This is a genomic window from Dyadobacter sp. CY327 (assembly GCF_021390415.1).
GTDB lineage: Bacteria > Bacteroidota > Bacteroidia > Cytophagales > Spirosomataceae > Dyadobacter > Dyadobacter chenhuakuii.
On the sequence record NZ_JAJUXJ010000007.1, the window covers coordinates 760,506 to 775,571 of the forward strand.

General features: G+C 48.1%; 12 protein-coding genes. 6 read left to right on the forward strand and 6 right to left on the reverse strand.

Annotated elements, in window-relative coordinates; genetic code table 11:
- Nucleotides 1-26: 26 nt before the first annotated feature.
- Entirely contained in the window at nucleotides 27-1,373 is a 1,347-nt protein-coding gene (locus LZG74_RS19480) for a hypothetical protein (protein ID WP_233798182.1), read from the reverse strand.
- A gap of 182 nt (nucleotides 1,374-1,555) precedes the next feature.
- Between LZG74_RS19480 and LZG74_RS19485 the strand changes: the two genes are divergently transcribed.
- The 3 genes from LZG74_RS19485 (at nucleotide 1,556) to LZG74_RS19495 (ending at nucleotide 8,875) form a co-directional block, all read left to right on the forward strand.
- A complete protein-coding gene (locus LZG74_RS19485; RefSeq protein ID WP_233798183.1) occupies nucleotides 1,556-4,618 on the forward strand; it encodes a TonB-dependent receptor in 3,063 nt (1,020 codons plus the stop codon).
- Nucleotides 4,619-4,654: 36 nt separating this feature from the next.
- Entirely contained in the window at nucleotides 4,655-6,325 is a 1,671-nt protein-coding gene (locus LZG74_RS19490) for a RagB/SusD family nutrient uptake outer membrane protein (protein ID WP_233798184.1), read from the forward strand.
- A gap of 69 nt (nucleotides 6,326-6,394) precedes the next feature.
- Entirely contained in the window at nucleotides 6,395-8,875 is a 2,481-nt protein-coding gene (locus LZG74_RS19495) for a hypothetical protein (RefSeq protein ID WP_233798185.1), read from the forward strand.
- Between the two features lie 68 nt (nucleotides 8,876-8,943).
- Here LZG74_RS19495 and LZG74_RS19500 read toward each other — a convergent pair whose 3' ends face one another.
- Complete coding sequence (locus LZG74_RS19500) at nucleotides 8,944-10,269, reverse strand: glycoside hydrolase family 28 protein (RefSeq protein ID WP_233798186.1); 1,326 nt, start codon at nucleotides 10,267-10,269, stop codon at nucleotides 8,944-8,946.
- 229 nt (nucleotides 10,270-10,498) lie between these two features.
- Here LZG74_RS19500 and LZG74_RS19505 point away from each other — a divergent pair, with 229 nt between their 5' ends.
- Nucleotides 10,499-10,870: a RidA family protein gene (locus tag LZG74_RS19505; RefSeq protein WP_233798187.1), complete on the forward strand. Its 372-nt coding sequence runs from the start codon at nucleotides 10,499-10,501 to the stop codon at nucleotides 10,868-10,870.
- An 80-nt stretch (nucleotides 10,871-10,950) separates the two neighbouring features.
- On the opposite strand, the gene LZG74_RS19510 is transcribed toward LZG74_RS19505, so the two are convergent.
- From LZG74_RS19510 to LZG74_RS19525, 4 genes are all read right to left on the reverse strand, one after another.
- The gene (locus tag LZG74_RS19510; protein WP_233798188.1) at nucleotides 10,951-11,385 is read right to left on the reverse strand and encodes a VOC family protein; all 435 of its coding nucleotides are present in this window, start codon (nucleotides 11,383-11,385) and stop codon (nucleotides 10,951-10,953) included.
- A 199-nt stretch (nucleotides 11,386-11,584) separates the two neighbouring features.
- Nucleotides 11,585-12,304 carry an AraC family transcriptional regulator gene (locus LZG74_RS19515; protein ID WP_233798189.1) on the reverse strand — a complete coding sequence of 240 codons (720 nt, stop codon included), beginning with the start codon at nucleotides 12,302-12,304 and terminating at the stop codon, nucleotides 11,585-11,587.
- A gap of 31 nt (nucleotides 12,305-12,335) precedes the next feature.
- On the reverse strand, nucleotides 12,336-12,503 hold the full coding sequence (locus LZG74_RS19520; RefSeq protein ID WP_233798834.1) for a hypothetical protein: 168 nt from the start codon (nucleotides 12,501-12,503) through the stop codon (nucleotides 12,336-12,338).
- A complete protein-coding gene (locus LZG74_RS19525) occupies nucleotides 12,457-12,897 on the reverse strand; it encodes an SDR family NAD(P)-dependent oxidoreductase (protein WP_233798190.1) in 441 nt (146 codons plus the stop codon). Before LZG74_RS19525 ends, LZG74_RS19520 begins: the two co-directional genes overlap by 47 nt.
- A 237-nt stretch (nucleotides 12,898-13,134) precedes the next feature.
- Between LZG74_RS19525 and LZG74_RS19530 the strand changes: the two genes are divergently transcribed.
- Together LZG74_RS19530 and LZG74_RS19535 are read left to right on the forward strand one after the other, a co-directional pair.
- Entirely contained in the window at nucleotides 13,135-13,881 is a 747-nt protein-coding gene (locus LZG74_RS19530) for an SDR family NAD(P)-dependent oxidoreductase (protein WP_255699557.1), read from the forward strand.
- A 61-nt stretch (nucleotides 13,882-13,942) separates the two neighbouring features.
- Nucleotides 13,943-14,863 (forward strand): AraC family transcriptional regulator, encoded by a 921-nt coding sequence (locus tag LZG74_RS19535; RefSeq protein WP_233798822.1) that lies wholly within the window; start codon nucleotides 13,943-13,945, stop codon nucleotides 14,861-14,863.
- The last annotated feature ends 203 nt before the right edge of the window (nucleotides 14,864-15,066 follow it).

Sequence of the window (15,066 nt, forward strand, 5' to 3'; positions counted from 1 at the left end):
AAATTTATATATAAAAAGTGCGTCCATCAAAAATTGCCGGCAAAGCTTTTCCCCGTTCTCACATCTTTCAGCATAACAGAATCAATCGCCCCGATGCCTGAAAATGAAATGCCGAGTCCATAGATCTGTTTCAGCGGCTTTTTATAATTTGTTTCAAAAACCTCTTTTGCATTGATAAAAAGGCGGACATGCTTGTCTACAACCTTCAATGTTACGGTGCCGCCTGTGTGGAGGTCCACACCAAGGAAATTGAGCTGGTTGAGCTCGCCGGGCTTGGTCACTTCGGAAAATTGCAGGTCCGTCCAATGCGTGCAACCGGGCTTCATTACATCGAAGACATGCTTGGATGATTCTCCAAAAACGGTCACCCGCACCTGTGAGCAGCGTACGCCTGCGCGGGGAGCGGAAGTGTTGAGTTTGATAAAAAGCTCGAAGTTATCTGCGTCAATGTCTGTGCGTTGCGTATTGATGAAGTCTACGAAAAAGGTGCGGTTTGTGTCAATGCCCGCGCGCGAAACTTCCAGCGCACTTACGCTTTTCTTGTCCCTGGTCAGCAGATTTTGAATGTCGATCGGGTAAACCCTTGTTGTGTCGTACATCATTTTGGCCGTCGCCGTCCAGCCGTTCGTTTTGAGATAAACCGATGCTGTGTCCAAGGTCACGCCATTTCGCTTCAAAATAGCTGAGTAGCGGCCTGGAACTTCATAGTAATGCGAATAGAGACTGTCGCCCTCGATCAGCGAAATCCGTCTGCCATCGCCAAAATCAATGGTGTAATGTTCTTTGTTTACATCATAACTTTCGGGAATCCCACGCACAACAAACGCTGCTGAATGCGGATTTTCTCCAACTGGGTTCTGGCAAACAAGTGCAGCATTAACCGGTGCGGGCGACGAGAAAAACAGCTCGTAACTTGCAAATGCAACAGCAGCAATGAACACGGCCAAGATCAGGCCGATATAAACCGAACTCATTTTTCGCCGCTTTCTGACGGGCGCCAATATGGGCTCGTCGGGTAAAATGGCTTCAAAATAAGGCTGCGCTGTCCGTACAGGATCCTTGGTAACAACGGCGTGGCGGGGAGCTTCGGATACAAACTTTTCCCAATCACCATAGCCGACGTAACCGGCCAGTGCGTCGCGGGTCGCTTTCTGCGGATAGTAACGGACGTCTGTTTTGATTTTACCAAAGATCCTTTTTAGTGTATTCGGGCTGATCTGGACATTTGTTTTTTTGTAAAGAATATAACCCAGCCGCACATAGTCGCTGTTGGTCCAGGAGCCGATATCAGACTTGCCATACATTTCACTCACCAGCCGGCAGCAGTGATCCAGATGATCCAAAGAGCTTGCCCTGGCTTGTCCATTCTCCATATTTTGAAAGCAATAATCTACTAGAAATCAATTGTTTAGGTTGTCCATTCTTTTGATCAAGCAAATGGTCAGGATCGGCTTGTCTTAACCAAATTATGCAAAATTATATTTGCATAATCAAATAACATATCCCTCCGGCTTACCATTGAAACTCAACCCTAAACGCTAACCTATTAAAACTTATGAGACAAAAAATTCTACTGAGTTGCTTTCTCTTATTTGGCTGTCTTGCGCCTTTGCTCGCGCAAACCCGGCAAGTGTCCGGCAAGGTCGTTGACGAGCAGGCCAAAGAACTTCCCGGCGTCAGCATTGTGATCAAAGGCACGCAGCAGGGGACGGTCACGGATGTAAACGGGCTGTATCAACTAGCCGTTCCGGAATCCGGCTCGCCGATATTGACATTCTCCTTCGTGGGTTACCAGGCGCAGGACGTTCCCCTGAACGGACGTACAACCCTTGACGTTACCCTCGCACCCAACGATCAGTCGCTGGCGGAAGTTGTGGTGGTAGGATATGGAACGCAGAAGAAAAAAGACCTCACGGGTGCCATTTCCACGATCAGTTCCAAAGACGTGGCGGGGCGGCAGACATTGCAGGTTTCGGACGCATTGCAGGGAAGTGTGGCCGGCGTGTCGGTGACGCGTGCAGGCGGCGCGCCCGGCTCCGGCTCCAACATTCTGATCCGAGGCATAACCACCATTGGCACGAACAACCCGCTCGTTGTCGTGGACGGTGTGCCCGTGGCCAGCATTGATAATGTTAATCCCGGCGACGTCGAGAGTGTTACGGTTTTAAAAGACGCTTCTTCGGCTGCCATTTATGGTTCCAGGGGTGCAGCCGGGGTTATCCTCGTGACAACTAAACGTGCAAAATCAGGACAGAGCAGTTTGGAATACACCTACGAATACGGCGTTCAGCGCGCTACGGCCAAGCCTTCGTATGCGGGCGTTCAGGATTATATGCGCTACTTCAATGAGCAGGCAACGAATGATGGCGCAAGCCAGGGCCCGTTTGCACAGCCGCTAATTGATTCATATTTAGATAGTAACCGTGTTAATCCGGACCTTTTCCCAAACACCGACTGGCAGAAATCGATCATTAGCAGGTCCTCTGCACCTCGTCAGCGCCACGACATTGTGTTCACGATGGGCACGGGGAAAATCAGCACAAAAGCTTCGCTGGGATATGCCAGTGCGGGTGCATTTTATGATAACCGCAATTATAACCGCTATCTGTTCCGCATTAACAACGACCTGCAAGTGAGCAAGAAGCTGGGCATTAATCTGGATGTGTTTTATAAAAGAACAGCCAATCAGGGCAATGGTAACGAGCTGCTTACCACCGGCGCGTACAATCCGATATACGAAGCACGCGTAATGCCGCCGATTTATGATGATGTGTATGCCAATGGTAAACTTGCCCTTGGAAAAGACGGCCGTAATCCGCTGGCCCAGCTGCGGGAAGGTGGTTTTACCAAAACTTTGAATAACCAGATCGGCGGGAGAATGTCCTTAAATTACAGACCCATCGACGGACTGACGTTAACGGCACTGGTTGCGCCGGTTTTTGATTTGGATAAAAATAAATTTTTCTCAAAACAAGTGCGATTCACCAATCCGGACGGCTCCAATAGCACAGTTGTGAACCAGGCCAGGACTGTTTTAACCGAAGGAAGGTCGGAAGGCATTGCGATCAACGGGCAAGTGCTGGCCAATTATGTCAAAGAATTCAAAAGCGGGCATAGCATTGATGTGCTGGGCGGTTTTGAGGAAAATTACCGCTCGCTGGAAAATTTGGGCGCGATCAGAAGTGGCTTTGCATTAACTGATTACCCTTATCTCAATTCCGGCTCAACCGAGCTGCGGGATAACTCAGGAAGCGCAAATGAGTCGGGCCTGCATTCCTTTTTTGGGAGATTGCAATACAGCTATAAAAGCAAATATTCTTTACAAGGAAACCTGCGTTCAGACCTGTCGTCGCGTTTTGCGAATGCTTATCGCAGGGCGGTATATCCCTCACTTTCAGCTGGATGGACTATTTCGGAGGAGCAATTCATGAAGGATATCCGCTGGCTGTCTTTTCTGAAACTGAGAGGTTCGTGGGGAAAGGCGGGCAACGAGCGCTTGCTGAACAAGGACGGCAATCCGGCCTATTACCCTTATCTGGCAACCATTGATTTTTCAACTGCATTATTTTACCAGAATGGCGGCGTGGTTCCATTAACAGGCGGCGGGCAGCAGGTTTACGCAGTTGAAAATATCAGCTGGGAAACCAGCCGCACCACGGATATCGGTCTGGATGCCGCGTTTTTGAACGACAGGCTCACCTTGGGAGCAGACTATTATATGAAGAAAACAACGGACATTCTGCTGCCGCTCGACATTCCGCTTTATCTCGGATACGACAAACCGAACCAGAATGCAGGTGTCCTGAAAGTAAAAGGATGGGAACTTGAAATGGCTTGGCGGGACCGGATAGACAAACTGACTTACTTGGTTTCCGCCAATCTTTCGGACGCCAAATCAACAGTCGGCGATCTCAAAGGCACGGAGTTCCGGGAAGACCAGATCATCCGGAACGGGAGCGAGTATAACGAGTGGTTTGGGTATATTTCCAATGGTTTGTTCCAGACGCAGGATGAAATCAATGGTGCGCCCGTGCTGAATGTTACTACCAAGCCCGGCGACGTCCGTTACGTTGACATTAACAAGGATGGCAAGATTACAACGGATGATAAAGTGCTGCTGGGAGGCGCATTACCGCGCTATTTGTACGGCGGAAACCTGCGGGCCGACTATGCCGGATTTGATTTTGGTCTCAGTTTTCAGGGCGTGGCCAAAAAGCTTTCGAGGCTGAATAGCGAGGCTGTGCAGCCATTTGCAGAGGCTTTCGGTAACATGCCTGCGGATATGATCGGAAAGTTCTGGAGCCTGAACAATACTGCTGAGCAAAACCAGCAAGCCACATATCCACGCCTTTCCCGGACTTCCAACGCAGCCAATTACGCACTCTCGGATTACTGGCTGATTAATGGCGGCTATTTCAGGCTGAAAAACGTCACATTGGGATACACCTTGCAGCAACCGGGCGTGAAGAAGATCGGCATTCAATCGCTGCGGTTTTATGTGTCGGCCAATGATGTTTTTTCGCTTAGCAAATTTCCGAAATACCTGGATCCGGAATCGGCAAGCTATGCTTACCCGATCGTGACAACGCTGATGGCCGGTGCAACGATCCGGTTTTAAGGCTTCCGGTTTTATAAAAAATCAAAATCATTGATCATGAAAAAATTAATATATATCCTGCTCATGACATCGGTTTCGGCCTGTCATACTCTCGACCTCAACCCGCTGTCGGAGGCGTCCACTGCTACATTCTATTCCAATCAGACCGAGCTGGAACTGGCTGTGAATGACTTGTACAGAATCACGTTCTGGGGCAATGATAATGAACTTTTCAGCGATAACGAATGGCACCGCGCCCAGCTGACCAACGCCGTGATCGGCGGAACGATGAATGCAGATGACGTGCCCGTGCAAACTTACTGGCTTAACAGCTACAAAGCCATTGCCCGCGCCAATTCGTTTCTCGCCAACAAAGACAAAGCAGCTGCTAACACGCCTGCAGCGATCCTTTTAAGACTGGAAGCAGAAATGCGGCTGATCCGGGCCTATCAGTATGCACGCCTGATCACGCATTTCGGGGACGTTCCGCTGATGACCGAGCCTGTTACATTGACTGAATCTTACGGCATTGCGCGCACAAGCCAGGAGGAAGTGCTGGCATTTGTTTTCGCAGAGCTCGATTTTGCCGCCGCAAATTTGCCTGCAAACTATGGAGCTGCCGAAGTAAAACGGCTGACAAAAGGCGCTGCATTGGCTGTTAAGGCGCGCACAGCTTTGCATTTGGGTAAATGGCAGATTGCAAAAGAAGCTTCCGAAGCGGTTATGAAATTGGCCACTTATTCCTTGCACGATTCCTATTCTCAGCTTTTTGTAAAAGCAGGCGAAAGCAGTAAGGAGCTGATCATCAGCATTCCCAGAGATGAAAAACAGCAGGTTTTTGGCAATACAGCTTATGTCCAGGACAACATTTCGCGCAACGCAGGCGGCTATGGCGCACAATTACCGACGCGTGATTTGATGGACGCCTATGAATGTGTGGACGGAAAGCTGATCGACGAATCGCCGCTCTACGACCCTAAGATGCCCTTCAAAAACCGGGACCCGAGATTAAATGCGACCATCGTAGAGTTTAACACGCAATGGCTGGGCTATAACTACACTCCGCATCCCGACTCGCTGACGATTTTTAGTGTGAAAGAAAACAAAAAAGTCCCAAACAAGGACACACGCGCAGTGGCTGCATTTGCGAGTTTTACGGGTTTTCTTTGGAAAAAAGGCATTGATCAAACCTGGCCGGAGCGGCTGGTTGAAGACAATGATGCCATCATAATCCGCTATGCAGAAATGCTGCTGACCTACGCGGAAGCGAAAATTGAACTGGGCGAAATTGACGAAACGGTCGTGGATGCGATCAACCAGGTGCGGGCGCGGGCCTATGGCGTTACGGTGGACAAAACAACCGCTTACCCTTCCATTAAGCTTTCCAATGCCGCCGCTTTACGGCAGATACTCCGCCGCGAGCGCCGCGTGGAGTTTCCACGGGAAGGATTGCGCTACATGGATCTGATCCGGTGGAAGTTGGCAGAAAAAGTGCTTGTCAAACCTGTGATAGGCCTGCCTGATCCGGCTGCACAGAATCGTACGAAATGGCCGTTTCCAGGAGTGACGCCGATTGATGCGGACGGCATTGCGGATTATAGCGGCTTTGGAACAGATGTAAAAGTCATTGCCCAACGCAATTTTGATAAAACAAGGCAATATCTCTGGCCGATTCCTGCCGTCGAGCGCCGTGTAAATCCGGGAATTACCCAAAATACAGGTTACTAATCATACCATTTTATATCTCATAATCAGAAACTTGGTGTAATCACACTCGTTTTAAACCATTTTATTTTAATGAAAAAATTTAACCATTGCTTTGCAGCATTGCTGGCATTGCTTAGCCTTTCCGTTATTGCTCAGCCTAAGACCAAACCTAAACCCTCATTCAGCGGCATCTATCCGCATCTTGCCATGTATAACAACGAGGGCGAGTGTGGAACGGGTGCCGTTGTGGGCTGGGCCGGAAAGCTTTGGGCGATCACGTATGCGCCGCATTTGCCCTTCGGCTCTTCGGATAAGCTGTATGAAATCGGTACGGACCTGACGCAAACGGTCCGCCCGGAAAGCATCGGCGGAACGCCAGCCAACCGCATGATCCACCAGGAAAGTAACCAGCTTTTTATTGGTCCTTACGCCATAGACGGCAAGGGAAATGTAAAGACGATTTCGTACAAAACAATGCCGGGCCGGCACACCGGCAATGCGCGCCATCTGACCGATCCTGCCAACAAAATTTACTATGGCACCATGGAAGAAGGTTTTTATGAAGTGGACGTCAAAACATTGGCAGTGAAGACTTTGTATGAAGATGGGAATGTCAAAAACAATAAAAGAACAGCGGATAAGCAGACTTATCAATACAATGGATTGCTTCCGGGAACACACGGAAAAGGTTACTATTCCGGTCAGGGCGTGACTGTTTACTCCAATAATGGTGAGCCCGGAAAGCTTGCAGAGAAGCAGTTTGATATTGAGTCGGGTTCACTGTCTGAATGGGACGGTAAGGATTGGAAAGTGGTTCGCCGCAACCAGTTTGTGGAAGTGACGGGGCCGGGCGGCATTCTGGGCAACAAAAATCCGGCAACCGATCCGATCTGGGCAACAGGCTGGGATCACAAATCGGTGCTGCTGGGCGTGCGGGACAATGGTAAGTGGACATTTTTCAGGCTGCCCAAAGCAAGTCACAGTTACGACGGCGCCCACGGCTGGAACACAGAATGGCCGCGCATCCGGGATGTAGGAACAGAAGCAAAACCGGATTATCTGATGACGATGCACGGCATGTTCTGGGAATTTCCAGGCCATTTTTCCTCTAAAAATACGGCGGGGATCCGGCCGCGGACTTCATACCTGAAAGTGATTGGTGACTTTACGCGCTGGAAGGATCAGCTGGTTTTTGGTTGTGACGATTCGGCGCAGAGGGAATTTTTGAACAAAAGAAAAGCCAAAGGCAACATTGAGGGGCCGGGTCAATCCAATTCCAACTTGTGGTTCACTTCTCTGAACCAGCCGGATCAGCTAGGCCCGAATACAGCCGAGGGAGCCGTTTGGTTGAATGAGAAAATCGCGGCCAATGCTACTTCCGAGCCGTTTCTGTTCAGCGGATGGGCCAACCGTTCCGCCTGGATCCAGAACAATGGCGACGCTGAGGTGACTTTTACATTCGAAGTGGACAAAAATGGAAATGGACTTTGGACAAATCTTAAAACATTAAAAGTAGGGGCAAAAAAGGCTGCTAACATCCAATTTAACGCGAATGACGGAGGAGAATGGATCAGGATCAAGGCGGACAAACCGACGAATGCGTCGGCGCACTTTTCGTACATTGCCAATGACCCGCGTAAGACGGCTCCCGATGCGATTTTTGCAGGTTTGAGTGATGTAACAGCACCGGCCAGCTCGGGCGGGTTGCTTTACGGCCTGGGAGATAACCGCCGCGCGCTGGGTGTTGCAGCCATGGATTATTCGGCAGGAAAGCCAACATTGTCAGGTTATTATGAGCTGGATGCCGACATGAATCTGGTACGAAAGGAAGATGCTAAAACGCTTTCTTTTATTCAGAATAAGTTTGCTATCCCGCAAAAAGTGGTGACTGTTGACGAATCATCCGTCCTGGTTGTGGACGACAAAGGACGAAGATGGAGGTTGCCGCTTGGCGATAATGCTTTTACGGGCCTTACCAATGATGGCGCGCTGCGCATATGCCGCGAAGTGTCAACGGAGCGTGATCTTTTCAACTGCCATGGTACTTTTTATGAACTGCCGGCTGAGAATGCGGATGGTTATGCCAAAATCCGCCCGGTTTCATCTCATAATCTGCGTATTAATGATTATGCATCTTACCGCGGTTTGCTGGTGATGACCGGCGTGGACGCTAAGAATCTGAAAGGAAACAAGCACATTGTTGCTTCAAGTGATAACAAGGCGGCGGTTTGGGCAGGGGCGATCGATGATCTCTGGAAACTCGGCAAACCCACCGGCCAGGGCGGTCCGTGGAAAGATGCTGCTGTGAAAGCAAATGCTGCATCGGATCCTTATCTGATTGGTTTTTATGACAAAAAATCATTGAAGCTTTCTCACAAAGCCAACAATGATGTCACGTTCACGATGGAAGTGGATCCGGTTGGAAACGGACCTTGGATGGAAGCCGGGAAGTTCACGGTGAAGGCAGGTGAAACATTCACATTTGATTTTCCAAAAGACTTCGGAGCCAGATGGATCAGGTTCAAAACCGACAAAGACTGTGTGGCTACAACGTGGTTGGATTACAAATAAAAACGAAAGCAAGACTGTCCCACAGGCAGTCTCGCTTCTTATATCATTTAGTCAATCATTTTACCATTTTAGTCAATCATCTTACCATTCACTTTTACATTGGTCAGCCTGAAATCCTGAACGACGGTTTTGTCATAAGCTCCATTTTTTGCGGAAATATTCAGGTTCTCGAATTTGAATTTGGACAACTTATCATAGTCGCCGGGGCTGACATCAAAAAAGACTTCGCATTTCAGATCAATGTTTTTCAGGCTGATATTGTCGCAGTAGGACAGGGGCACGTCTTTACGTCCTTTCAAATCAAAAAACTGCTTCCAGGGCTTTACATAGATCAGACTGTAAGCGTAACCCGTAATGTTCTCAACGCTCACAAACTCGTATTTCTGCGGTGTGTCCGGTCTCATTTTAAGCCATAGCACACGCATAGCGTTGGTAATGTGGCAGTTGCGCATCACAATGTTCTTATTATGAATGGCTTCGCTGCCACACGTGAGCGCCGCGTGACAGAACCCAAATTCTGAATCTTCTATAATTACATTCGTGTTCGCACCATTCCCCGCATCCTTGTCGGCATAAGGGCCTTTTCCACCTTTCAATGCGATAGCATCATCATTTACAGCCAGATAGCACCCCTTGATCAACACATTATTACAAACGTCGAGATCGATTGCATCCGTGCTGGGCGCCTTAATGGGCACATGCGGGGCCGTAATCCGAACATTCAAGATCTTAATGTTATTGCATTGATAATAGTGGCTCGTCCAGAAACCGGAATTTTGCAGCCGCACATCCTGAACCTGCACATCATTGCTTTTCCATATAAAAACCAGCCTCGGGCGCGACACTTCCAGGTTAGTACAATTCGGATTTTCCTTTCTTCTCTGCCAGAATGCCTTCCAATAATTCAGCCCATTTCCGTCAATCGTTCCTTTTCCTGAGATTGTAAAGCCATTCACGCCATACGCATTCACCAATGCCGGGAAGTAATCCAGCGTCTGACCTTCCATCCGGGACGGCATCATCGGGTAATCCGCAATCTTATCTGAGCCTTTCAACACCGCGCCTTCGGAAACATACAAATGCGTTTTTGGCTTGAAAAACAGGGCACCGCTCAGGAACGTACCTTTTGGAACAATGATCACGCCGCCGCCTTGCTGATGCGCCAAATCTATTACTTTCTGGATAGCTGCCGTTTGTACTGCGTTGCTATCCGCTGACACCCCGTGTTTTGTAATGACAAACTGTTTACCCAAATCCGAAAGCTCAATTTTGGAACTGTCTGAAAACCAGTCTGGTATTTCGGTGCCGTCAGGGAATTCAGTGGATTTTTTTGTTTGAGCAAATGAAATAAGAGCGCATACGCTTGTAAGGAGCAACAGACAAAATTTTGGCATAACAAAGATTTCTGATTGTTAGTGTATCGCTTTCCGATGCAAAATGAGCATCGCGTCTTTCGTAATGTTGTAGAGAGGAAGTGCCCGGCCGAATATACTGATAATGTACTTCCAGGGTTTTCAGACTGCGTCAATCACCTTTGATTTTTACGCCCAAGGGGATCGATACTTTCATCCAAAGGGCATAACTTGGTGCTGAGATACAAACATATCAATAAAATATTATCACATGAGTACAAATGAAAATGCTGCTGCACCGGCAGTTCCGATTTCAAAAGCTTTGGTTTCCAACGGATTCTTATTCATTTCGGGCCAGATCGGCTCGGCAGGCGGGCAGCTGGTGACGACATCTTTCCAGGACGAGGTCAGGCAGGTGTTTACGAATATTGAAACCATACTCAGCGAGCACAATTTAACATTCAGCCACATCGTCAGCGTCACCGTATACCTAACCGATATGCGCTATTTCGACGAACTCAACGCCGTATACCAAACCTACTTCACCGACCGCTTCCCAACCCGCACTTGCATAGCCGTAGCAGGTTTGCCGAAACAAGCCAGGGTTGAGTTGACTACTATGGCTTGTTTGGAATTGCAGTAGAGCTGGATTTAATAGGCACGCTGAAATGAATAAAAAACGCCGCTCCGGTAACCCAGAACGGCGTTTTTCTTGTGCTGGTATTACGCGTTATAGCTTGGATCAAATTCCACGATCCATTCTATTCCATATTTGTCTCTGAACATGCCAGCGTAGGTTCCCCAGGGACTTTCGTCTATTGGTCCTTCAATAGTTCCTCCTGCTGACAGTCCGTTGAAAATTTGCTCGGCTTCTTCACGGCTTTCTGCGCTGATGGATATTTTGGACCTGTTTTCACTTTCGCTTACCCGGCCCATAAATTCCGGCACATCATTGGCAATCAATACATTGTGATTTCCTATGGGTAGAACGATGGTCATTATTTTATCTGCCTCGTTTTCTGGGATCGGAAACTCATCGTTTGCCAGGTCTTTGAAACGGACGATCTTCGTGAAATCACCGCCAAAAACGGATTTGTAAAAATTAAATGCTTCTTCCGCATTTCCATTGAAATTGATCCAGGGGTTGATTGTTCTCATAATTTGGGTATATTTTTAGTTGATTCTTGTGCTTACCAGCATTTGTTCTCGTACGGTTGGCAGAGAAGCTTTTTGCTATATTACTGCAATAAAGCAGATATAGGCATCACAAAGGTGAAACTAAGTCCTGGCCCTGACACTGTGCAAATGCGACAATCTAGGGGGTGAATACCGCCAAACTTTGACAATGCTCGGCGCCTCAGTTAAAGCTCGCCCTGAATTCCAGAGGGGAAAAGTTTGTCTTTGATTTAAATAACTTATTGAAAGACTGCGGATGCTCAAAGCCGAGCTGGTAGGCGATTTCCCCTACTGTCAGATCGCTGAATGTCAGCACCTCCTTTGCTTTTTCAATCAGCTTGTTGTGAATGTGCTGCTGCGTATTCTGGCCGGTCAGTGCGCGGAGCATATCGCCCAGGTAGCGGGGCGAAACGTGTAGTTCGTCGGAAAGATACTGGACGCTCGGCAGTCCTTTCAGCAGGGCGGTTTCGTCGTCGAAATAGTTATTTAGCAATTGATCCAGCTTTTCCAGCAATGCATTGTTGATCGGTTTGCGGGTAATGAACTGGCGTTTGTAAAACCGCTGACTGTAATTCAGCATCAGCTCCAACTGCGAAATCAGCACATCCTGGCTCAGGTCGTCGATCGCCGTTTCGAGCTCGTCGCCGATGTTGCTGGCAATGCCTTCGATGATCAACTTTTCTTTGTCCGATAAATGCAGCGACTCGGTCACCGAGTAAGAGAAAAAGCCATAATGTTTCATTTTGGCGTCGAGAGGATAGTTCCGAAGAAAATCAGGATGTACCAGCAATGTAAATCCCAGGGTTTCTTCGGCCACCTGAATGCCCGTCAGCGGCTGGCCCGGCGAGGAGAAAAACATGCCGCCTTCCTGAAAGTCGTAGGTTGTTTGCCCATAGCGCATCCGGCAGCCCGCCGATTCGTTGTAGGTGATGTTATAGAAATCTATTGAAAAAAGTTTCGGCCAGCATTTCGGCTGTGATCCGCACCTTATTGAAATCGAGCAAGCTGATCAGCGGGTGCAATGGTTGTGGCAGGCCGAATGCGCGCTGCATTTCAGAAATGGAATGGTACACGCGCGGTTTGAGATGTTCCCTTTTCATAGCCGGTAGTGATAAAAAGTCCCGCTTTCCGCTCGCGGAAATAGGGGAGAAATGCCTGCGTCACCCGCACTACACCGAAGAAATTGGTTTCCATTTGTTGAACCAGCTGCTCGTCGGTCATCGCTTTCAATGCGCCAAACAATCCATACCCTGCATTATTAAATACAACATCAATATCGCCCAAAGCCAGCGCCTGCTGCGTGATTTCACGGATTTGCCGCGCGTTGGTCACATCGAGGGGCAACACGGTTACCTTATTCAGCGCATTGAGTTCTGTTTCATTTTCAGGCTTGCGCATGGTCGCGATCACCTTCCAGCCTTTGGCCGCAAACAATTTGGCCGTAGCCCTTCCGATACCTGTTGAAGCACCGGTAATAAAAATCGTCTTTGTCATTTGTCTTGCTTATTTTTTTCGAGAGACAAATTTCCGTGGCTTGCGGCTGGCGCTCGTAGTGGATGTGGAGATTGTTGTAGCCGAAATGGTCTTGCCAATAGCTGGATGCATATACGGAATGCACCCTCAATTTGGATACAACATTTCCTGTTTCGGCTACAAGCGCTGTGTTACGATCACCGAATTTTGCCTTATAAAAATTCAAATGATATGCAGACAGAATAAAAGAAAGTAGCACTGGTTACAGGAGCAAATACAGGCGTGGGATACCAGATCGCCAAATCACTTGCTGATGAAGGCTACACCGTTTACGTCGGTGCCAGAAACAAGGACAAAGGGGACGCTGCCGTTACCGGGATAGGCAAACAGTCAAAAGCGATTCAATTGGATATTACCGATTCCCAGTCCATCGACGCAGCAGTAAGGCAAATTCAAAGCGAAGCCGGATACCTGACGCTGCTGGTCAATAACGCAGCAATCTCAAATGCAGGAAAACCGGGACGCACCATGGAAGAGGTCCTTGGAGCTCAGCGCGCCAGTATTGCGCCTATCGATGAAATGAAAAAGGTCTGGGAAACGAATGTGTTTGGTACACTTGCCGTGACACAAGCCTTTTTACCTCTATTAAGGAAAGCCGACACAGCACGGATTGTCACAGTGTCGAGCGCACTGGGTTCCCTTACTTTGAATGCCAATCCGGCTAACCCCTTCCGCTCTGCGTTCGACGCCGCTTATGGCGCATCCAAAACTGCACTCAATGGTATTTTCCTTTCACTGGCGATCGATTTAGAGAGTGCAAATATCAAAGTACACCTGGTAAGTCCGGGTTTTACGGCAACGGCTCTTAATAATTTCCAGGGAACCGATACGGTAGAGGAAGGTTCCAGGGAGCCAATAAGGGTGGCCCTGGCAGAAGACCTTCCCACAGGAAGCTTTACAGGACCGGCTGCCTATGCGGGAGCAGATAACATTGTTCCGTGGTGATAGTAAAAAGGTCAAAATCCCGTGGCTGGAAATAGTTACGGGATTTTGATACATTTATATGATGAAAAATAAGGAAGACAAATTGATTCGGTTCATAACCATATCGGAAACGCATGAGGCCTTCGGCTTGCCCAAACCCCAGCATCCGTTGATCAGCCTTGTCCATTTCAACGAGCGCAACCCCTTTAATACAAGCATGGCGCCGATCTACGACTTGCTTAGCTTTTATAAGATCACCTTCATCACCGATAACAACGGAAGGCTAAAGTATGGAAGGGACTATTATGATTACGATGAAGGAAGCATGCTGTTCCTGGCGCCTAACCAATTAGTGGGCAGCACGGACTATAATAGCAAGACCTACTGTTACATTCTGCTCATACACCCCGATTTTTTATTGGGCCACCCGTTGGCAAGTAAGATCAGGCAATATGGCTATTTCGCATATTCAGCTAATGAAGCACTTCATTTGTCCGACACCGAAAAGGAAAATATCCTTTCGATTTACAGGAATATGGAACAGGAGCTCAATAGCCGTGTAGATGAATTCAGTCAGGAGGTCATGATCGCACATATCGAACTGCTGCTGAGCTATGTTAACCGCTATTACAAGCGGCAGTTTATTACACGCAAAGTGGTCAACCATGATATACTGTCGAAAACAGAAGCCATACTGGATAATTATTTGAACAGCCAGCAATCCCTGCATGACGGGGTTCCTACCGTTCAGTTTCTTTCCGAAAAACTGAACCTCTCGCCGGGTTACTTAAGTGATATGCTCCGTTCGCTGATCGGGCAGAATGCACAGCAGTATATCCATGAGAAATTAATCGAGAAAGCAAAAGAGCGGCTGACCACGACGCAGTTAAGCATGTCCGAAATTGCCTATGAGCTTGGTTTTGAGCATTCGCAAAGTTTCAGCAAGCTATTCAAAAACAAAACCAATCAATCTCCAATGGATTTCAGGGCTTCGTTTACGTGATAAAGTCGCTCAAAGAGAGTAAACATTAGCATGGTAGGCGTCCAGGTTATTCCCAGATTTAAAACTCGATCCTGGTGAGTAAAATTTGCAGATTATTGAACTCACCGAATTACTCACCAAAAATCTCTGGAAAATTGAATATTTTGGGGTAATCTTGAAAAGAAAAAGCCTGCAAATCTATTGATTAGCAGGCTTTATTATTT

Bases quoted from the DNA above. Each gene is read 5' to 3' on its own strand.
- LZG74_RS19490 (WP_233798184.1), top strand. From the start codon at position 4,655: ATGAAAAAATTAATATATATCCTGCTCATGACATCGGTTTCGGCCTGT.
- LZG74_RS19525 (WP_233798190.1), bottom strand. From the start codon at position 12,897: ATGACAAAGACGATTTTTATTACCGGTGCTTCAACAGGTATCGGAAGG.
- LZG74_RS19535 (WP_233798822.1), top strand. From the start codon at position 13,943: ATGAAAAATAAGGAAGACAAATTGATTCGGTTCATAACCATATCGGAA.
- LZG74_RS19520 (WP_233798834.1), bottom strand. From the start codon at position 12,503: ATGAAAAGGGAACATCTCAAACCGCGCGTGTACCATTCCATTTCTGAA.
- LZG74_RS19480 (WP_233798182.1), bottom strand. From the start codon at position 1,373: ATGGAGAATGGACAAGCCAGGGCAAGCTCTTTGGATCATCTGGATCAC.
- LZG74_RS19500 (WP_233798186.1), bottom strand. From the start codon at position 10,269: ATGCCAAAATTTTGTCTGTTGCTCCTTACAAGCGTATGCGCTCTTATT.
- LZG74_RS19505 (WP_233798187.1), top strand. From the start codon at position 10,499: ATGAGTACAAATGAAAATGCTGCTGCACCGGCAGTTCCGATTTCAAAA.
- LZG74_RS19495 (WP_233798185.1), top strand. From the start codon at position 6,395: ATGAAAAAATTTAACCATTGCTTTGCAGCATTGCTGGCATTGCTTAGC.
- LZG74_RS19515 (WP_233798189.1), bottom strand. From the start codon at position 12,304: ATGCGCTATGGGCAAACAACCTACGACTTTCAGGAAGGCGGCATGTTT.
- LZG74_RS19485 (WP_233798183.1), top strand. From the start codon at position 1,556: ATGAGACAAAAAATTCTACTGAGTTGCTTTCTCTTATTTGGCTGTCTT.
- LZG74_RS19510 (WP_233798188.1), bottom strand. From the start codon at position 11,385: ATGAGAACAATCAACCCCTGGATCAATTTCAATGGAAATGCGGAAGAA.